The following is a 20,985-nucleotide window of genomic DNA, read 5'->3' as shown; positions in this document are numbered from 1 at the left end:
GATTTTTTTTTTTGTTAACTGTTGTACCATGAAAATAGAAAGAATCCAGTTAATTTCGTAGATTGCTGGTAACTGCATAGAAGTAAGTCAAGGAGGATGAAATTGTTGAATAGAACACGAATCAAAATGCTAGTCACGGGAATAACCCTCGCTATGGTGGTTTCCGGTTGCTCGAGCGCTTCGGAGGATACCACTGCAAAATCTGGTCAGCCGGTACAAATTCAAAAGGTAAAGATGCAGCCTTTGACTAATGAATTTAATTTGGCAGGAACATTGCAGGCAAGCAATCAAACCGCAGTTTCCTTTGAAGCGAATGGACGTATATTAAATACAACAGTTGCAGTGGGGGATCAGGTACGTAAAGGAGCAGTTCTCGCGCAATTAGACACATCCACTTATCAGCTGGAACTTGCAAGGGCCAAGACAACTATGGAGAAGGCCAAAGCGGGTATCAGCCAAGCTGATGCTTCTGTTCAATCAGCACAGGCAAGCATTCATACTGCACAATCCCAGATTAATTCAGCTCAATCCAAATTACAGGAATTAAACAACGGTGCCAAAAAACAGGAAATTGTACAGGCGCAAAATGCAGTTACAGCCGCTACCAATACTTATAACAAGAAAAAGGCAGATGCCGCTCGGAGCCAAAGTCTATTTCAGGCAGGTGCAGTATCATTAACAGAAAATGAGAATGCGCAACTGGAAGTAACGAACGCACAAAAAAGTTTGAGTGATGCGCAAGAACAATTGTCCCTTTTGCTTGCAGGGGCTTCCCAGGAACAGCGTGCACAAGCTTCGGATGGTGTAGATCAGGCTAGGGCAGGGCTGGAATCGGCTAGGGCTACTCAGCAACAAGGGTTAGCCAGTAAGGCACAGGCACAGGCTACCTATAAGGATGCATTGACCGCTTACGAGCAATCGGCTTTGGCACTCAAGAAAACTACATTAACATCTCCTATAGCTGGTGTTGTGATTGAGAAAAAGGTATCTGATGGGCAGTTAGGCTCCAGCGGGAGTGAGGCTTTTACTGTCGGTAATATTAGTACTTTAAAAGTGCTCTTGCCTGTACCGGATAGTGAAATTTTATCGTGGAAGAAAGATCAAAAAGTAAATATCTCCCTCTATAATGAAATTAGAACAGGGACCGTTACTCAGATCTATCCATCGACGAACTCCAAAACAGGAAGCATCAATGTGGAAGTTAGCATTCCCAACCCCGAACTCAATTGGAAACCGGGTCAAGTCATTAGTGCAGCTAAAATCATGAAGCAAAACGAAGCGCTTTTAGTGCCCGTAGAGTCCGTAATTAGTACGGGTAATGATCCTTATGTCTTTAAAGCTGTAAACGGAAAAGCTGTCAAAACACCGATTAAACTGGGGAAAGTGACTAATAATCAGCTCGAAGTTCTCTCTGGACTACAGGCAGGCGACCAAATCGTTACGCAAGGAGCGGGAACCTTATTTAATGGTGATTTACTTGGGAATGATGTACTTGGGAAATCGGAGGAGTCGTCCGAATGATTAAATATATCGTTACAAAGCGGAAAATTACGCTCATCTTCTTTGCCATGTGCATCATGTTAGGACTATACAGCTTTACATCCCTGCCCAAACAGGAGATGCCTGACGTCATTCCTATGTCAGCCAGCGTTACAACCGTGTATCCAGGGGCCTCACCCGAAAGAATCGAACAAACCATTACGAAGATATTGGAGCAGAAAATCAAAGAAGTGGAGGGTGTCAAAACCATTTCTTCCACTTCTTCTAAAGGCCAATCCAGTATAAGTATAGCAGCATTGGATGAGGCGGATCCGACAAAAGTGTGGGCTGATCTTCGTACAAAAGTACAGGATGCACAGTCCGAGCTTCCGGACGATGCGATGCAGCCCATTGTCAATGATAGCATGGCAGGCTCCTTCATCGGGTCATATGCAATCACTTCTGATAAAGTTGAGAATTTATACTCGTTAAATGAATTGATGAACAAATGGAAAGATCAATTAAAAACGGTCTCAGGTATTTCAAAAGTTAATATTCAAGGAATTCCTGAACAAGAAGTACGAATAAGCCTGAACACTCAAAAAATGCAGCAATATGGAGTCTCCTGGGAACAGGTCGTTCAAGCCATTAAAAATGAAAACGATAGAGTGCCTACAGGAAGTTTGGATTTCAATCAGCGTACGTATCAATTGACGGTAAATGCCTCTACTGACCCGAACGTCTTAAATAATGTTCAGATTTCAAGCAATGAAGAAGGGTTCCCGATATCCTTGAAGGATATCGGTGCAGCCTCGCTTGTTTTTAAAAAAACAGAGAGTTATACGTATGTGAATACCAAGCCTGCTATCTCAATCAGTTTGAGTGGAGATAAGGGCACAGACGTACCAACGGTATCCAAAGCGGCGACAGCCAAAATCAACGAACTTGCGAGTAGCTTACCTAAGGATGTACATTTTGAACTACTCTTTGCTCAAAATGATCGTGTAAGTGAAATCTTTGGAAATTTGTCCAAAGAGATGATGATTGCTATTGCATCGGTTATTGTGATTTGTACATTAGGGTTAAACTTGCTGACTTCAGCATTCGTGGCCTTGGCTATTCCTGTTTCTATTGCCATCGGTTTTATTTTCTTGCCGATGACAGGTACGACGTTGAATCAAATTTCAGTTATCGGATTAATCATCGTGCTAGGGATACTGGTTGATGATGCCGTCGTGGTCAATGACAATATTGAGCGCCGACGCTCAGAATTTGGGGAAGATGCTACGGAGGCGGCAATCAAAGGAACGAAAGAGGTATCCTTATCGATCATTACAGCCACGCTGGCTACGGTTGCAGCATTTGCCCCGCTTTTATTTCTGCCGGGTAATATGGGAGACTTTATTCAACCGATCCCAACCGTAATTTCGTTAACGATGCTGGCCTCCATGATTATGTCGCTTACGATCATTCCTATTTTCCGTCAATGGTACGATAACCGTCATAAGGGTAAAGAACGCAGCAAAACAACCAAGCCTCCAGGGCTCCTCGGCAATCAAATTCAGTCTCTCTCTAATGTATACGCTAAAAACTGGATGCCGAGAATACTGCGTCGACCACTTTTCACTGCGCTTATTGGTCTTATGATTGGTACGGCAGCTTATGGACTGCTTGCTATTGTTCCGATTCAATTATTTCCTGAATCCGATCAACCGGATGCCACAATCAACGTAACGATGCCAGAAGGAACGTCGTTGCAGGCAACCAATCAGGTTATAACCGAGATTGAAAACTGGGTTAAAAAGCAGCCAGAAACAGAACATCTGGCAGCAACTGCAGGTGGTGGAGCACCTCAAATGTACAGCGATATTGTAGCTGGTAGTGGTTCCGTGGGAGCGGTGCACGGACAGCTTGCTGTTGTTGGAAAGGAGGGAGTCTTTGATATCAAAAAAACAGTGGATAGTTGGACAAGTATGCTGCAAGCCCAATATCCAGCAGCATTAATAAGTATACGTGTTCCTCAATTAGGTATCCCAGTCGGCAGTGCAGTGTCTGTCCGTATTAAAGGAGAAGACCTTGGAAAGCTGCAAACGATGACGACAAAAATAAAAGAAATCGTTGCGGGGACTTCTGGAGCTGTAGATGTGACCGACAACATGGGGATGCAGAGCTATAATTTGAATTTTCAAGTCAACCAGCAGGCCTTAGATAAATATCAGGTCAACTATTCCAACTTAACCCGCACTTTGTTGCTAATGGGTGACGGAGTGAAGGTCACTGATTTTGATACGGGCAAGGAACTACTGGATATCAATATGTACATGGATAAACCTAACCAGGATCCTGAAGTGTTATTCCAACAGCTAAGTGTCACTAATGCCGGAGGAGAGCAGGTCCCGTTATCCCAGTTAGCCACGATGAAACCGGACTTTTCCATTCAGCAAATCCACCGCTATGATTTGGAACGGACGGTAACAATCTCAGCCAATGCAAATGGGCGTACGGCTACGGAGCTCACCCAGGACATCCGCAGCAAGCTTACAAGTACACACTTCGATTCGGGGTACACTTGGGAAATGGACGGGGAAACATCTACACAGTCCGATTTATTTAAGGATTTGGGCAAATTAGCCGTTATCGTTGTTTTTCTCATTCTGCTCTTGATCACCATGCAGTTTTACTCGGTTTCCACACCGATCATTATAATGACGACTGTGTACCTAGCAGCAGCAGGAGGAGTGCTTGGAAGCTTTATTACAGGTATGCCAATCGGCTTTATGAGTATCATGGGTATCATTTCACTTGCCGGTATCGTCGTGCGTAACGGTATCGTATTGATAGAGTTTATTGAAGATGCACGGCGTGAAGGCGCCGAATTAACAGAAGCGATTTTAATGGCATGCTCCGCCCGTTTCCGTCCGATCTTGCTCACCTCGCTAACTGCGATCGTCGGAATGATACCGATTGCTACGATGGGAGAAATTCTATTCAAGCCATTGGCAGCCACCATTATATTCGGACTGATTTTTTCAACCATTTTAACGTTGTTTGTAGTTCCGACTCTGTATATGGTCGTAGCTCAACTGAAGTTGAAACGAAAGCATAAGAAGGAAATGCATACAAACAACGATAGCTCATTGTCTTTGTAATGGATATAAAAGAGAGATAGGCCATAGCTTTGCTTGAGCACCTACCCGATCGTACATTAGCCTCTTGCCCTAATGTACGATTTTTTTCTTATATGAGCGTACTACAATGAACAGTAAGGAAAAAATTATTAAAAATCAAAAGCAGTAAAAACAAATTTTATACGATGCCAAAGGAGAGAGTCGTATGACTGAAAACGAGCAGCATGGTCGCATCCTAATATCAGATGATGTTGTATCCCAAATTACTGGTGTAGCCGCATTGAAGACCCCAGGAATTTCAGCAATTTATGGAGGGTTTTCGAAAGAAGCAAACAAACGTATGAATGAAAAAAATATTAAAAAAGGAATTTCAGTAAAAATTAGCTCGGATGAAACAACTATTGAACTAAAAGTTGTCGTTGATTACGGGTGTCCCATCCATGAAGTGACCAGAGAGTTACAACAAAATGTAATGGAAGATGTGATTAATATGACAGGGTTATCCATTGTTGTGGTGAACGTGAGGGTGGAGGGAATTGCTATTTAAAATATTTAACTTTTTGAAGGAATCCAAACCAAATTTCTGCGTTCCAGTCTGTTGTTTATCCAAACGTGCATGAAGGACCTAACCTCATGCACGTTTTTTATATGAAATTGACTTAACATAATTAATGAAGTTACTCGGCTGTCCAAACGTACAGAGAGAGGAACATAAGACTAAACCCATTAAATTGTATATTTAGCTTTCCTTTGGTAACCTACGGGAATTTGTAACGAGGGATAGGAAAAAAGATCAAAGAACTATGCGAGCGAATAGGGGTAGAGATTATCGAAGCGGAAGCATGTGCGGATCACATACACATGTTGGTAGTATACCGCCGAAGCTAAGTATCTTCACCTCTATAAGGTGCAGGTCAAAATAGCCCGAATCTTTAACACCTATTCGGGTGGGTTAAGGAATGATGATGGAAAAAGAAGAGGCTACCGGAGAGATTATTAACATCCGTAATCCTGAAGAGTATGCTATTCTTGATATCGCTCAATTCATCAAGAAATTGGCACAATCCAATAGCAAAATTACGTTTCAACCGCTAACCCAGGACGATCGCGGTGTCCCAATATTGATAAAGCAATCAGATTCTAGGCTGGAAACCCACTATTTTTGTAAGAAAAGGGTAAATTTTGTGTCATTGGACAAGATGAAGGAGAGCTTTCACCCAGTCTTATGATTCAACAAAAGATGAGTTCATCTTCGGCAGCTGGAAATGCCAAGAGGGAAGCACGTTCGGTTGGGGTGAGGATGCTAAGACGCGGCATGATTAGTCTCCCCTCAGATACTGATAAAACGTCTCACGACTGATGCCATACTTGCGGGCCAATTATGACTTTTTCTCGCCGGCATGCGCACGTTGGCGCAACTCTGCCACTTGTTAGGAAAGCGATGACTTCTTTCGTCCTCGGTACACGCCACACTGCTTGGCCAATGCAATTCCTTCGCGCTGACGTTCGCGAATCAAGGCGCGCTCGAACTCTGCAAAAGCCCCCATCACCGAAATCATAAGATTGGCCATAGGTGAATCTTCACCAGTAAAGGTTAAATTCTCTTTAACAAACTCGATCCGAGCGTTCCGTTTGGTCAGGTCTTGGACGATTTTTGAAGGTCATCCAAGTTGCGAGCGAGACGATCCATGCTATGTACCACCACTAAATCTCCTTCGCGAACAAATGCGAGTAACGCTTCTAATTGCGTTCTTGCGTATCTTTACCGGATGCTTTGTCCGTAAACAGCCGATCTATCTAAACTTGTTCCAATTGTCGTTCTGGATTCTGCTCGAAGCTGCTTACCCGGACATAACCAATGCGTTGACCCTGCAGTAGAGCGTGGTGAAATACGTTCGAACTGTTGGAATACTGCTCACTCAGATAATGGCTAACGTTAAGATTGGCGGGACGGTAGGGTTGCTTCTTATAACGAATAGACTATTACATACGGAGTGAAGTGTGCGAATTATAAAATATGATTAACCCCAGAAGCATGGTCGTTAGTTCAATATTGTCCTACTGAGTTACTCTTCAAAATTCTGAATAAGACCGATTTGCTGCGGAAGGTACTTCGGCGAATAATTATTGACTCCGTGGTCAAGATTGGATATGATGATCCCATGAGGTGATTTCATGAGCAGACCAAGAGAATTTGATGTCGATCGTGCACTGCACCAGTCCATGGAAGTGTTCTGGACGAAAGGCTTTAAGTCGACCTCCTTTGAGGATTTGACCCAAACGACGCGGGTCAAGAAACAAAGTTTGTACGGCGTTTTTGATGACAAGCGATCATTGTTTTTGAAAGCGTTGGCGTTGTATCGCAAACAGAGTGTAGCGGTGCTGGAAGAAGTGATCTCCCAGGACGACATGTCTCCCGTAAAGATGCTAGAGGCTATACGAGATGTTGCGTTAGGCCAATGCCACGAAACAATTCGCAGAGGATGCCTCATGGTGAATTCAGCACTGGAATTCGGTACCGACGACAATGAGGTAAAACGCGAAGTAGAGATGATGTTCGCCGAAGTCGAACAAATACTTGAGAAGGTAATCCGTAGCGGTCAGGAGCAGCAGTTGATTACGACCCGCTATACCAGCAAAGAGCTTGCTGCTTATCTAAACAATGCTCTTCAAGGCGCGAAAATGATGGAGAAGTCTGGTGCATCCTGGGAGCGGATCGATATGGTCTTATGTACGTCTTTTGCGATGATCGAGCCTTAATCCTTTTTTTTGCTAAATTTTTGACTATGTGGTCAATAAAAGATCTATAAGGTAAAGAATTGATGATAAAGGTGAAAGGGGGTGGTTCTTTGGGATTATATAATTACGTGTTGAGCAAAAATACGAATTCAAGATGCTGATTGTAACACTTTTAACGCAACCGCTAGTCTGTTGTGCAAAAATATCTGATATTTTAAATAAATTAATCGGAGGTCGTTATGAATAATACTCGATCTGTTCAGGCCTTGTTCAAACCATTCGCAATCGGGAATATGACCCTATCTAATCGTATCGTGATGGCGCCGATGACCCGACAATTTTCCCCAGATGGGGTACCGGGTTTGGACATGGCTTCCTATTACCGTCGCAGAGCTGAGAACGGTGTTGGTCTTATAGTCACTGAGGGTACAGTCATCAATCACCCGGATTCGTCAAATCAAGTCAACGTACCACACATCTATGGTAAGGCTGCTTTAGATGGTTGGGCAAACGTAGTGGCTGCGGTACACGAGGCAGGCGGACGGATCATACCGCAGATTTGGCATATGGGGGCACGAGGCAATGTCGGCGATTATTCGGAATCGGAAATCGCCGCAATCATCCAAGCCTTCGCACAGGCAGCATTCGAAGCCAAGCGGCTTGGCTTTGACGGCATTGAGCTTCACGGTGCGCACCAATTTTTGATAGATCAATTCTTCTGGGAGAAAACCAACCCGCGTACTGACAGCTATGGCGGCGACATAGTTGCGCGCACCCGCTTTGCAGTGGAGGTCATCGAAGCTTGCCGCCGTGCTGTCGGACCGGAATTCCCGATTAGTCTGCGCTTCTCGCAGTGGAAGGCGATTGACTACACGGCAAAATTGGTAGAAACGCCGACACAGCTGGGACAGTTCCTGGCGCCATTGGTCGATGCGGGCGTCGATATGTTCCATTGCTCCACTCGCCGTTTCTGGGAGCCCGAATTTGAAGGCTCCGATCTGAATCTTGCCGGATGGACGAAGAAGCTGACAGGGAAACCGACGATTACAGTTGGATCGGTAGGTCTCGATGGCGAATTTATGAGTCTTTTAACCGAAGGAAAGGGAGCGGGTAATACCAAGATCGACGGGTTAATCGAGAGGCTGGAACGTGAAGAATTCGATCTGGTAGCCGTAGGCCGGGCATTATTGGCTGATCCTGCTTGGGCAAAGAAAATCCGAGACGGCGGAACAGACGAATTGACCCCCATTACAGCTGAGACATTGAAAACACTTCATTAAGTTTCCACTTGATTAGCAAAAACGGGATACAATTTTGAACTAACGGGGACGTTAGTTGAACTTCACTTGCTATTACGAGAACCGGATTCCCTTTAAGGGTCCGGTTTTTTTCATGCAACGCATTGCTTAGCGTAAGATTTTTTCCGTTTCGTGAGGTGACGCCATTAAGCAAGGAATTTTGCCTAGTTGGGAGTACGGCCAACAACTAGATAAAAAAGATCGAATACAAGAAGGGCGTTTCCGGAATGAGCCGGGAGCGTCCCTTTTTCGTTCTAAGTTCAAACTCAGGGATGGTTTAAAACAGCCCCATTCTGGTAGAAAGAAACTGGGTTCCGGATCGGTGAGCAATGCAGGCGGGATGAACAGCAACGGAATGGACAAGAGAGCAGGGTAACCGTGCTCACGCTTAACCTATAGTCAAAACAATTTGATAAGCAAAATAATGACTGCAAAAATACCGACTACAATTAGCAAGTTTACTGCATTACGTAAAGAGCCGAAGTTTTCTTCGGCTCTTTTCTAAAATATACAGTTGCTTTATTGCAAGAAGCGATAACCCGTTAATACTTGATGGTTGTTGGTCATTAAATATATGGAGGAATGTACGCACATAGAAGCTGTCGTTTGGGCATCTTGGTTACTCCCACCCGTTAAAAATTTAGTCCAGAGCAATATCCTGACTCTCTCTCTTAGATATACTTTTTAATTGGAAGCAACCTTAGCACAGTGCAATACCGAGCTGAGGCTGCTTCAGTTATCTAAGACGTACTGCCGTTTACTTCAGATAGGTTCCCGTTTCTCCAATTCCGCCTCTGCCATTCAATACATATACCCTTGCATTTCCTTTGCCGGAGCATGTCAGGGTAATCTTGCCATCAGTAACGGTTTTGGAATCACCGGTCACCGCATCCACATAGGTTCCGTTCGGAATTCCGGTAAACGTGGCGTTTCCTGAAATCGTGACCAATGCAAAGCTGTCAATGCCTTTGGCACTGTCGGTATATCTTCTCTTAAACGCTAGATTGCCCGACACATTCTCTGTGGAATACTGGCCTTTTTGCAAGGCGGGAACAGCTCTTCTGATTAAATTAAGCTGTCTGATATGTTTCGCCAGAGGATGGTTGAGTGATTCCGCAAGCGTGCCAGTAGCATTTGTGTATTTGCCGTAATCTTGTACCGTAACACTACCTTCCATGTGATCGCCGTAATAAGCCCGTCCCGTTTTGCTTAGCGGTGCGTTTGGACCCGGATCAATAACAGCCCCCTTTTGGAATTCGATTTCGGAACCATAGAAGATAGCGGGTATTCCGCGGAAGGTGAACATCAGATCGAGATTCTCGGCCCAAGTGTCCTGTGTGCCCGCAAATCTTTGATTTTCTGGAGCTTGGTCGGGCGCATAGTCATGCGAGTCGACATAGGTTACATTCCAGGTAGCATCATTATAGTATTGATCGCCACCTTTCATGCTGAATGCTTCCTGTGCAGTCTTGAATGCCCAATGCATTGGAAAATCAATCACATCCATGCCCGATTTCATCGAATAGTCAGGCGTATGATAGGTATTTCCGTTTAAGAGAGCATTGTTCGAGGTTGGCTGTCCTGCTGTAGTAGAGTTGTCCGCCCACTCTTGTTCAACTGACGCTTTATTGGAGGCGTAGTCATTCTTTCCATCGCCCGGATACGATTTCGAGCTTTTCCAAGTATAGAATGGCGTCGAGATCGCTGGAATTCCACTGTTCCAGACATCTCTGTAACGAGTGGCTACTTCTCCAAAAATATAGAAATCCGAGCCGCCTCTTGTCTTCCAGGCAGGAATATAGTATTTATTGAAAATATACCTGCTCACATGCTTCACCGTATCGACACGGAAAGCGTCAACACCCATGTCTATATAGTGATTGTAGGTATCAATTAAATATTTGTTAACTGCAGGGTTTTCCGTGTTCAAATCCACGCAATCTCCCGCTATCTGACCAGTCTGAACAGTATAGGATTCCCAGGATAGACTTTTCTCTGTATGGTAAATGTTATTGTTCGTTTCCTCGTTCTTCATTAAAGCAAGCCTTGCCTGATACTGCTGATAGGGCGTCATAGTATCATAGTTTGATGGCAGCTTATCCGTAGTTTTCACCAAGTTGTTAGCAGTATCCTGTTTAGCCGGATCTTTCTTGAACATGGGATACAGATTCTCTTCACCGAAATTACCCGTATGATTGACGACGATGTCCTGAATAACCTTCAGCCCTTTGGCATGGGCTGCATTGATCAAATCCTGATAAGAAGCTCCCGCCGATTCATACCGTGGGTCTACTTTGGCAAAATTTAAAGCATGGTAACCATGGTAATCATAACCGCTGGCATTTTGCACAACAGGTGTAATCCAGATGGCGCTGAATCCGAGGGCTTTGATGTAATCGAGCTTTTGAATCAGCCCCTTAAAGTCCCCTCTCCAAGCCGGGTCCGAATCTGGATTGCGTGCCTTTCCATCATCCCATGCGTGCACGTTGTTGCTCGGATCACCGTCATAGAACCGGGAAGTAATCACGAAGTAAATAGTGTCTTCCCGAAAATCACCCTTATTTCCAATATTATAAACAAAGCTCTGTTTAGTTTGATTGCCAGCGCCGTCTATAACGAGAAATTTTAATGTCGTGGTCTTGGAGATAAGGATAGACGGTCCGGTCAATCCGGCCAGAGCGTTGCCGAGGATATAGACTTTTGAGCTTACGGATGGTTCCGTACCATCCTCCGTGTAGTATGCCTTGGTCGTTGCCGCCTTGTTATCTTTAATGGTGAAGGATACAGTCACCGAGGAATCGGAATGCCCGGCAGGCAAATTCGCTGTGATTGTCGGAGCTTGCAGATCTGCATTCAGGTCAATTACATAATCGAAAGAGGATGCATTTCCAGTTTGACCGATTGAGTTGACACCGAAGGCCTTAATGGTCAAAGAGGAGGCAACTTGGATTGGAGAGGTATACAAGGTCGAGGATGTCGTAGGTGTCGAACCGTCTATCGTATAGTAAATCTTATCGTCACTGTTGGTGCTGGAAAGCGTCACTGTTTGGGACGAATCATATGTTTTGGGTAAAGGAGAGGCGGAAATCGCTGGGATTTTAGGCATTTCCGGGCTGACATCATACCATGTGTTATCTGTGTAATACCAGCCCTCTTTTACACTGCGGGACAAGTCTGCCGTCTGCTTGCCGCTACTGTCATTGAAGATGAGGCTTGAGCCTGTGGCATCGGCAATGGTGTAGCTGTACCAGTCGTTTCCATCCGACTTCATCAGGATTCCCGGCCACGCCCCGCTTATCGGAACGGTTGCCGGATTCAGATTCCAGTAATGGATTCGAATCGCTGAATTCCAGCTTGAAGGTTTCTTAAAGTGAACCGTTAACCCGGTTTGAGTTGATTTAGTTGTTGTGGTAGGTGCATACGTTGCGGTAACGGTAGACGTGATCGAAGCGGTTGTCGATGGAAGAGCAGTCGCTGTGGAATTCGTGTAGGTGGCTGTATAATCGTTGTTACTCGAAGCTACGCCGGGTAAGCCGAAGAAGTTGAAGCAAAGCGATAAAATAATCAACCAAGAAATAAAACTTCCAGTTTTTTTTCTTAGCAAGTTAACAACCTCCTGATAATATTTAGTGGGATAGATTTTGCAACCGGTTGCATTAAAAGTAAAAAAAAGAAAGACATTTATTTGGATAAAATAGATTCATTGATCGCCTCCTCCGTGGTATGTAGGGAAATAAATCATTGTACACGCTTACAAAATAAACTATGAAAAAAGCCCATTCACAGGGCTCTATACCAATGATTTTTTCCTTTTATGATTATATCAACCATACTTTTACTAGTCAATGCAATTGCTAGGGCATATTTCAAACCTAAGAAAACCAGTTCGTGATTGAAACCAACGTCCCAAAAAGCCTTGAAGGCACAGTGAATAATAATGAGGGGAGAAAAAGGCCGCTGGAAATTTATCTTTAATATAAACATTGACAAATTGTTAAATCAATGAAATCATGTCATTGAGTGCAATTATGTGCAAACGATTGCCTCTTTTGAAAACGTATACAATTGTTTTGCCCTCTTTTATTTACTCCTAATCTCTCAAGAGAGGTTGGTTGTAAAATAAAATTTAAAAGGAGAGTTTAGTATGAGGAGGAAGACAAGCCCCATCTTGAGACGTACCTGGAGTATCGTTCTCTTTGTCGTATTGTTGTTGCAAACGATTGGCTTTACTCCCGAAGCACAGGCGACTGCCGATGTTCGGCAGTTAGGCGGTTCGGATGCGAAGCTATCGGCTGTCGCAAACTTTGAACTTCCGGAAAGAACGAAGGATGGTCTTATTTTTCATGCGTGGAACTGGTCTTTTGACAACATCACTAGGAATCTTCCGGAACTGGCTCAGGCGGGATTTAAAGCGGTGCAAACATCGCCAATCCAAGCCAGCAAGGAAGGGTTGACAGAAGGCAGCAAGTGGTGGGTTTTGTACCAACCCATCAACTTTAAAATCGGCAACTCTCAATTGGGAAGCAGGGATGATTTCAGACAGCTTTGCCAGGAAGCGGATAAATACGGCATAAGTATCATCGTTGATGTTGTCGCCAATCATACGGGGAATGCAGGCGGTGGAAATCAGCAGTATCAGCCGGCGCATAATGTTGATTCGGCGATCAAGAATAACAGCTATTTCTGGCATGAGGCCAGAGGTGTAGAAAACTGGAATGACCGTTGGCAAGTCACACAGTGGGGAATTGGTCTGCCCGACCTCAACACGTCTAATCAGGAATTGCAAGATATCATTATCGGCTTCCTGAATGACGCCATTTCCTTGGGCGCCGACGGCTTCAGATTCGACGCCGCCAAGCATATTGAGTTGCCCAACGATCCGGGGGGCTCCAACTTCTGGCCCCGGGTACTGGGTTCGTTAAACAATAAAGATAGACTGTTTAATTACGGAGAAGTGCTTCAAGGTGGAGCCGACAACTTTGCCGGCTATGCCAATTACCTCAGTTTGACCGCCTCCAGCTATGGGGACAGTGTCAGAAGCGCCGTTGGTTATCACGGTGGCATCAATGTTGATGCGGCCAAATCTTTTAACGCCAATAATGTAAGCCCCTCCAAATTAGTTACTTGGATCGAATCGCATGACACTTATGCCAACGACAACAGCGAATCGACGGGGTTGAACGATTGGCAGATCAAAATGGGCTGGGCAATCATCGCCTCCCGGGCGGAGACGACCTCTCTGTTCTTCAACAGACCGACAGGAGGTGGGAAATTTGCGAATCGGCTCGGCGATGCGGGGAATACGCTCTGGAAGGACCCGGACGTCGTTGCCATTAACAAGTTCCACAATGCCATGGTAGGTCAAGACGAATACATTAGGACGCAAGGGAATCAAATTATGCAGGTTGAACGCGGAACCAAAGGCATGACGATTGTGAATCTTGGAGGCAATGCTCAAATCAACTCCCCTACCAGACTGGAGGACGGCGTTTACCAGAACAAGGCCAATGGCGGTGGATCGTTTACAGTGTCGAACGGCAGAATTACCGGCCATCTGGACGGAGGCAGGATCGCCGTACTGTATAGCGCGGCGCAGCAAACTCCGACAGTATCCGTCGATCCTGGGGAAGGTGCTTTTTTCACAGATTCTGTCAACGTGAGAATGAACTTTTCCAATGCAAATTCGGCAACCTACACTTTGAACGGGGGGCCGGCGACTCCGTTCAGGTCGGGAGATATGGTCAGCATTGGCGCTGGGACTCCAATTGGATCGACGTTTGTTCTGAAAATAGTCGCCGCGAATTTGTCCGGTCAAACAGAGAAGATGTTCAGGTATACGAAGGAGGAACCGAGCTCGGGCATGACCGTTCATTTCTACAAGCCTTCCGGCTGGGGAGTACCGAACATCTACTACTACGATGATTCCGTGACCCCGCTCAGGGAAGGCTCTGCTTGGCCGGGCGTGGCCATGCAGGATGAAGGCAACGGCTGGTATGTGTATAGAGCCCCGGACTGGACGCAGGCGAAGGTCATATTCAACTCAAGTGGGAATCAGATACCCGGATCGCAAATGCCTGGATATGCCGTAAGTGGCGAGAGATGGATCAAAGAAGGACGGATTACTCCGCAAAATCCCGATGAGACAAAACCGACGGTTACGATCGATAAACCGGAAGGAACATTCCAAGGGGATAGTCAGGAGATCATGCTCAATTACACCGATGCCGACAGTGGTACTTAGAGACTAAACGGCGGTTTTTTACTGCCGACCACAAACTAACGATAGGCACGGGCGATCTGCCCGGTGCCCGCTATACGCTGGAAGTGACAGCAAGCAACGCTATAGGGAGAACGACCAATACCTATACTTTCGCCATAGCACAAAGCCCAGGCGAAATTACAAGCCGGCGGATTAGGGTGTCCCCAACATTTACTATTACGACGAGATGTTGAATTCCAAGAAAGAAAATACAACCTGGCCGGGAGTTCCAGGGGAGCAGCTTGTATTCCCACACCAACTCCGGCTGGAGCTCTGCCAGGCTAACAAGAGAACACATGGGGCATCGGCGTTGCCAATATGGCCTACGCTGTCCGCAGCGGACGGCCTCACCATGCCAGCGGTGAACTGGCCTACCATGTTTTGGAGGCAATGTTGGCTTTCCATGGCTCCTCCGATGAGCAGACGTTCTATCCGATGCAGAGCACATGCCTGCGTCTATTCATTCACAGTAAACAACGAAGATCCCGGCTATTATATATCAGGAAAGCACAACAAGTATAACCAACTTTTCCTTTTGTAAATGGGAAAAGATACGTCTGAAAAGCCAAGAAGAAACGCCATATGCTCCAGAAGGAAGACAAATAAACGCGCAAATAACAGGCAAGAAGCCACTAATGACAAGGGCTGACGGATTACTAAACATACATCTCTCGGAGCTCATTGCAAAAGGGATGACATCGGACATGTACAATTTTGAATACTACATGAATCGTGCCTAGTAACCGCAGACTCTCCCATCTAGGTACTAAGGTTTGGAGAAAGATTCAAAATTTCAGAGAAAAGTTGACAGTAAATATCGCTACTTAAAGATGGAACGCCATATGCCACAAAAGTGGCAAGTATGGTGCGAGACAGGGAATAGACAATACCATCCAAACGAGAAACTAAATAATTAGTCGCCGATTGAAATCCGACAACTGGCTACCTAAACTTGAAAGGTGTCTTGAACCTTGTCTCACAAACCTGGGTCAGTCCCGTCCCCTTTGGGAAGCAACACATTTTTTTAAAAATTTAGGAATAAAAATCTTACTACGGAAAATTATATACATATACACAAAATAATGAAGAAATTGCGAAAGAACCAAACAGTTCTATCGACCCTATTCCGGTATTTAGGAAGTGCATTACAATTATCGACAGTAAATAATTTATTGTATAGTGTTGTAAATCCAAAATTTGAAATACGAAAGAGGGTGATCTGGACAAATTACTGATATAACACCAAGTGAAAACCACATTTGAATTGCAGATGTATGGAAAGTTATTATTTTGTTGAGGAGAGACGGAAATGAAATCCCATGTAAAAAAGTCAATCTTTCTGCCTATAAAGGTGACAACAAGGTCGTCATTGTGGCAATCAACAAAAGTGCTTCCCCAGTAAGCCAAAACTTTACACTGAAAAACGGAACAGCATCCACAGTCTCCTCCTGGGTAACAGATGGAACCAGAAATTTGGCAGCCGGACCAAAAATGAATGTGGCAGGCAGTTCCTTTACGGCTCAGCTTCCTGCACAAAGTGTAACTACTTTTGTAGCTGAATTAGGCAAAAATAACAACATCGTCAACACCGATGCCGGTACCACTTATGAAGCTGAGAAGGATACCACCTTAATTAACTCCGTAGTAGAGAGCACTTACTCGGAAAATAACAATATTCAATTTGTTAACTTTAACACCATGTCCGATGCATCCATTCAGTGGAACAGCATTAACTGTACTTTTGCAGGCTCCAAAAATGTGAAATTCAGATATGCACTGGATAAAGGTACACGATACCTGGATGTGTATGTGAATGGAGCAAAAGTAATGAGCGATGCGCCTTTTGAAGCCACTGGTAGTTGGGGAACCTGGGGTGAAACTACAGTCCAGCTACCATTTAAGAGTGAAGTCAATACCTTAAAAGTAGTAACTACGGGTACAGAAGGACCTAATATTGATAAAATCACTGTATCTGCCCAATAGCCTAGTATAAGCAAAAGCTATAAAGAATGAACTGTACCCTGTCAGTCAGACACGAAGAAGAAACTATGTCTACTTGGCAGGGTACTTTCATTGGTTTTTCTGACTCCAGGAGGATGAATTGATGTGGAAGAAATGTAGTTTGTTTTTATTAGCTCTAGCAGTTGTGTGGAGTTGCATTTCTGAAATGCCTGCGTCTGCCGCCAGCTCTACAATTGCCAAGCATATAGGAAATTCTAACCCACTTATAGATCATCATTTAGGAGCGGAACCCTTTGCACTGACTTATAACGGAAGAGTCTATCTCTACATGTCCAGTGATAGCTATGAATACAATAGCGACGGAACGATTAAAGATAATTCATTTGCTAATTTAAAGAGCGTTTTTGTTATATCTTCAGCAGATATAGTGAACTGGACAGACCATGGGGCCATTCCCGTTGCGGGTGTCAATGGCGCCAATGGCGGTCAGGAATTGCGAAATGAGCAGGTGCGGCTTGGGCACCAGCAGCCGCAGTTAAAAAGATAAATGGAAAAGACAAATTCTTCCTTTATTTCGCAAATGGTACCGGTGGTATCTGTACAGTGACAACAACAAGTTTACCTCTTTAGAGGAGAATGACAACAAGTTTATCCCTTGCGAGGAGTTTGTAATATACTTAAAGCGGCGGCTATAGCTAAGTTACTAGACTATTGGATCGAAAAGATAGCTTATTAAACCATGAAGATGCGACTATCGGCAAGTGATTGCAACGTCTTCGCTAACAGTAGGTGTGATTGAATCAGGTGGCACGAAATTCATATGCGGGGTAGGCAATGAAAAAAGTCAGAAAAAAAGCGCTTCAAAGATTATTGAAACGTTTCCAACTTCGTGCTATTATAATTCCCATAAGAGAGATGGGGGGGTTAAATGCCAAGTATTAGGGATGTAGCTAAGATAGCTGGTGTTGCTGTGGGAACGGTGTCCCGCGTTATTAATAACTCGGGCTCTGTAAAACCAGATACACGAAGGAAAGTGGAGAAAGCTATACAAGAACTGAATTATTTTCCTAATGAAGTCGCTCGAAATTTTAAGATGAGGAAATCCAAGATGGTAGCCTTGCTGCTTCCAAGTATCTGGCATCCTTTTTTTTCTGAACTGGCTTATTACATTGAGGATGAGTTGGATCGGGAAGGCTTTAAGCTTATGTTATGTAATAGCGGCGGCAAGCCGGAAAAGGAACTGTATTACCTGGATATGCTACGGCAAAACAAAGTGGCTGGTATTGTCGGCATTACTTACAATGATATAGAAAATAGCGTAAGCAATGACATTCCGATTCTAAGTATTGACAGACATTTCAACAAAAAAATCACTTGTGTGACCTCAGATAATTATGAGGGAGGCCGTCTAGCTTTGAGGGAACTTGTTAAAGCAGGGGCCCAGAAGCCGGCTTTTATGGGAAGTGTAACTTCCGTTTTTAGTGAAACCATGAATCGAAGAATAGGTTTCATTGATGAGGCGAAAAAATTAGGTGTAGACTATGTTGTATACGAGAAACCAGATCCTATTGTGGACGACGAAGCCTATTTTTGCGAATTTCTATCTAAGCATCAGGATGTGGACGGCATTTTCGCTATTACCGATATGTTTGCCGCCAAATATATAGAAAGAGCAGGTAGGCAGGGTATTCGTGTTCCAAAAGATGTAAAGGTCATCGGTTACGACGGCATTCAGGATCATCATTATTTTCATCCTATATTGTCTACAATCAGGCAGCCAGTGGAGGAGATGGCACGTCTGACAATCAGACTACTGTATCAAAAGATCGAAGGTATAACTTTAGATCAGCAAGTGTATCGTCTCCCCGTTATCTTCAGGCAAGGCGAAACTACATGATTTTAATTGTAAAAATATTAGCTCGTAAAGTCGGATCACAGTCTGGATATGCAAACTTGACTTTTTCTTATAGAAAATTGGAAACGTTTCATTTGGCAATCAGACTACTCTGTTAAAAGATCGAAGGAATAAGTTTGGATCAGCAAATGTATCGTCTCCCGTTATCTTTGGCAAGGTTGTTTTTGACTTTGGAAAAACTTCAGCTCATTCGGTGGATTTATGTTATGGATCACCGACTGACGTTTTTCTTATAATGAATTGGAAACGTTTCAATTGTGAAAATATCCTTTTACAAGAAGGGAAGTTTAATGGTGAATTCAAGAACTAGCGAGTTAGATCATTCCACGATCAAGCCAAATCGCAAAATATGGAACCAGATCAAACGTGACTATGAACTGTATCTGTTTTTGCTGCCAATCATTATTATTTATCTCGTATTTAAGTACTATCCGATGTATGGAATACAAATTGCTTTTAAGGATTTTTCACCAAGTCGGGGGATCTGGGGAAGCGAGTGGGTAGGCTTTAAGCACTTTATTGATTTTTTCGATTCCTATAACTTCTGGATGATTATGACGAATACGCTTACACTCAGTGTTCTATCGCTTGTGTTTAGCTTCCCAGCTCCGATTATTATAGCGATTATGTTGAATCAGATGCTGGCCAAAAGATACAAGAAAATTGTACAAACTGTAATTTACGCACCACACTTTATTTCTACCGTAGTGCTCGTCGGTATGCTTAATGTTTTTCTGTCTCCAAACAGCGGAATCGTGAATCACATCATCACCTTGTTCGGAGGAGACCCCATTATGTTTATGGCCGACGAAGGTTGGTTCCGTCCTTTGTATATTTTATCAGGGGTTTGGCAAGAGACAGGTTTTGCTACCATCATTTACCTTGCTGCGCTGGCAGGGGTCAATCCAGAATTGCATGAAGCCGCGATAATGGATGGAGCAAGCAAATGGAAGCGCGTAATGCATGTAGATATTCCAAGCATTTTGCCGACGATCGTCATCTTATTGATTCTCGCACTCGGTAACATTATGGGCATCGGTTTTGAAAAGGCTTTCCTTATGCAGAACGATTTGAATTATGCCACTTCCAATATCATTCCGACCTATGTTTATGAAATCGGGATTCAAAAGGCACAATACAGCTTTTCTACCGCAATTGGTCTGTTTAATTCAGTTGTGAATATTATCCTGATAATCACCGTCAACCGGATCGCCAAAAAGTTGACTGAAACCAGCCTGTGGTAAGGGGGAGTTCATTTTGAATCAATTATTAAAGAGAAAAAGCAAGGGAGACATGTGGTTTGACATCGTCAACTACGTCATGCTGACCATAGTTATGCTGCTTGTATTATTCCCGTTGTATTTTGTGTTGATTGCTTCCCTCAGTGACCCCAATCTCATCTACTCAGGAGAAGTATGGTTTTTTCCAAAGGGTTTTACGCTGGATGGATACGGGCGGATATTCAGTGATTCATCTATATGGATTGGTTATGCCAACTCGATTTTATATGCGGGTCTAGGAACATTAATCGGAGTAGCCGTGACCGTATGTGCAGCTTACCCGTTAGCTCGTAAAGGACTGGCGGGAAAATCGGCGATTATGTGGTTTTTACTGATCTCCATGTTTTTTAGTGGAGGGCTGATCCCAACCTATTTGCTGATCAAAGATCTTCACATGCTGAATACGATCTGGGCACTTGTTATTCCTGGAGCGGGAGGGGTTTTTAATGTCATTATCGTAAGGACTTTTTTTCAGTCGACCATACCGGATGAAATGTGGGAGGCAGCTTCGATCGATGGTTGTTCCAATACCAGATTTTTTTGGAGCATCGTATTGCCTTTGTCTAAGTCCGTTATAGCTGTAATGGTACTATATCATGTTGTCGGCTTTTGGAATGGGTTCTTTGACGCTTTGATCTACTTGAACGACGAAAACAAGTATCCGTTGCAACTGGTTCTCCGCAACATTCTCGTCCAAAATCAGGCCAACTCAGGCATGATGATAGACGTGGAATCTTACGCAGCGAAGATGCGCGTTACAGAGCTTATCAAATATGGTGTCATTATGGTATCCAGCCTGCCGTTGCTGATTTTGTATCCTTTCCTCCAAAAATACTTTGTTAAAGGCGTGATGATTGGCTCGATCAAAGGCTAATATTGACATGGTGCCTGAAAGGGGGAATGTGCAACAGAATCGATAGATCCA

At 44.1% G+C, this 20,985-nt stretch carries 13 protein-coding genes and 4 pseudogenes; 14 read left to right on the top strand and 3 right to left on the bottom strand.

The window, feature by feature from the left end; genetic code table 11:
- Nucleotides 1-96 precede the first annotated feature (96 nt).
- From AC5ELV_RS24505 to AC5ELV_RS24485, 5 genes and pseudogenes are all read left to right on the top strand, one after another.
- Entirely contained in the window at nucleotides 97-1,521 is a 1,425-nt protein-coding gene (locus AC5ELV_RS24505; RefSeq protein WP_493432240.1) for an efflux RND transporter periplasmic adaptor subunit, read from the top strand.
- Nucleotides 1,518-4,628 (top strand): efflux RND transporter permease subunit, encoded by a 3,111-nt coding sequence (locus AC5ELV_RS24500; protein WP_493432239.1) that lies wholly within the window; start codon nucleotides 1,518-1,520, stop codon nucleotides 4,626-4,628. Before AC5ELV_RS24505 ends, AC5ELV_RS24500 begins: the two co-directional genes overlap by 4 nt.
- A 184-nt stretch (nucleotides 4,629-4,812) precedes the next feature.
- On the top strand, nucleotides 4,813-5,154 hold the full coding sequence (locus tag AC5ELV_RS24495) for an Asp23/Gls24 family envelope stress response protein (protein WP_493432238.1): 342 nt from the start codon (nucleotides 4,813-4,815) through the stop codon (nucleotides 5,152-5,154).
- Between the two features lie 251 nt (nucleotides 5,155-5,405).
- A pseudogene (locus AC5ELV_RS24490) lies at nucleotides 5,406-5,500 on the top strand (transposase); the annotation flags it as partial.
- A 66-nt stretch (nucleotides 5,501-5,566) separates the two neighbouring features.
- Entirely contained in the window at nucleotides 5,567-5,836 is a 270-nt protein-coding gene (locus AC5ELV_RS24485; RefSeq protein ID WP_493432237.1) for a hypothetical protein, read from the top strand.
- A 90-nt stretch (nucleotides 5,837-5,926) separates the two neighbouring features.
- Here AC5ELV_RS24485 and AC5ELV_RS24480 read toward each other — a convergent pair whose 3' ends face one another.
- Entirely contained in the window at nucleotides 5,927-5,986 is a 60-nt protein-coding gene (locus AC5ELV_RS24480) for a hypothetical protein (RefSeq protein ID WP_493432258.1), read from the bottom strand.
- Between the two features lie 51 nt (nucleotides 5,987-6,037).
- Nucleotides 6,038-6,309, bottom strand: a pseudogene (locus tag AC5ELV_RS24475) (recombinase family protein).
- A gap of 473 nt (nucleotides 6,310-6,782) precedes the next feature.
- Here AC5ELV_RS24475 and AC5ELV_RS24470 point away from each other — a divergent pair.
- Nucleotides 6,783-7,367 (top strand): TetR/AcrR family transcriptional regulator, encoded by a 585-nt coding sequence (locus AC5ELV_RS24470; protein ID WP_493432236.1) that lies wholly within the window; start codon nucleotides 6,783-6,785, stop codon nucleotides 7,365-7,367.
- Between the two features lie 218 nt (nucleotides 7,368-7,585).
- Complete coding sequence (locus AC5ELV_RS24465; protein ID WP_493432235.1) at nucleotides 7,586-8,626, top strand: NADH:flavin oxidoreductase; 1,041 nt, start codon at nucleotides 7,586-7,588, stop codon at nucleotides 8,624-8,626.
- Nucleotides 8,627-9,401: 775 nt separating this feature from the next.
- Here the strand turns inward: AC5ELV_RS24465 and AC5ELV_RS24460 are convergent.
- Nucleotides 9,402-12,248: an alpha-amylase family glycosyl hydrolase gene (locus tag AC5ELV_RS24460; RefSeq protein WP_493432234.1), complete on the bottom strand. Its 2,847-nt coding sequence runs from the start codon at nucleotides 12,246-12,248 to the stop codon at nucleotides 9,402-9,404.
- A 540-nt stretch (nucleotides 12,249-12,788) separates the two neighbouring features.
- Here AC5ELV_RS24460 and AC5ELV_RS24455 point away from each other — a divergent pair.
- The 7 genes and pseudogenes from AC5ELV_RS24455 to AC5ELV_RS24425 all read left to right on the top strand — a co-directional run bounded on the left by AC5ELV_RS24455 (nucleotide 12,789) and on the right by AC5ELV_RS24425 (nucleotide 20,934).
- Nucleotides 12,789-14,885 carry a starch-binding protein gene (locus AC5ELV_RS24455; protein ID WP_493432233.1) on the top strand — a complete coding sequence of 699 codons (2,097 nt, stop codon included), beginning with the start codon at nucleotides 12,789-12,791 and terminating at the stop codon, nucleotides 14,883-14,885.
- Nucleotides 14,886-15,188: 303 nt separating this feature from the next.
- Nucleotides 15,189-15,425 (top strand): annotated as a pseudogene (locus AC5ELV_RS24450) (hypothetical protein); the annotation flags it as partial.
- Between the two features lie 849 nt (nucleotides 15,426-16,274).
- Nucleotides 16,275-16,886: a carbohydrate-binding protein gene (locus AC5ELV_RS24445; protein ID WP_493432232.1), complete on the top strand. Its 612-nt coding sequence runs from the start codon at nucleotides 16,275-16,277 to the stop codon at nucleotides 16,884-16,886.
- Nucleotides 16,887-17,007: 121 nt separating this feature from the next.
- Nucleotides 17,008-17,483 (top strand): annotated as a pseudogene (locus tag AC5ELV_RS24440) (glycoside hydrolase family protein); the annotation flags it as partial.
- Between the two features lie 310 nt (nucleotides 17,484-17,793).
- A complete protein-coding gene (locus tag AC5ELV_RS24435; protein WP_493432231.1) occupies nucleotides 17,794-18,762 on the top strand; it encodes a LacI family DNA-binding transcriptional regulator in 969 nt (322 codons plus the stop codon).
- A 308-nt stretch (nucleotides 18,763-19,070) separates the two neighbouring features.
- Nucleotides 19,071-20,024, top strand: a complete 954-nt coding sequence (locus tag AC5ELV_RS24430) for an ABC transporter permease (RefSeq protein WP_307345057.1) — start codon at nucleotides 19,071-19,073, stop codon at nucleotides 20,022-20,024.
- Nucleotides 20,025-20,037: 13 nt separating this feature from the next.
- Nucleotides 20,038-20,934 carry a carbohydrate ABC transporter permease gene (locus AC5ELV_RS24425; RefSeq protein WP_103048545.1) on the top strand — a complete coding sequence of 299 codons (897 nt, stop codon included), beginning with the start codon at nucleotides 20,038-20,040 and terminating at the stop codon, nucleotides 20,932-20,934.
- The last annotated feature ends 51 nt before the right edge of the window (nucleotides 20,935-20,985 follow it).

The sequence above is a fragment of the Paenibacillus sp. NMA1017 genome (assembly GCF_058895805.1).
The sequence above is the reverse complement of the archived record's forward strand: the minus strand, read 5'-3'. Positions and strand labels throughout refer to the sequence as shown.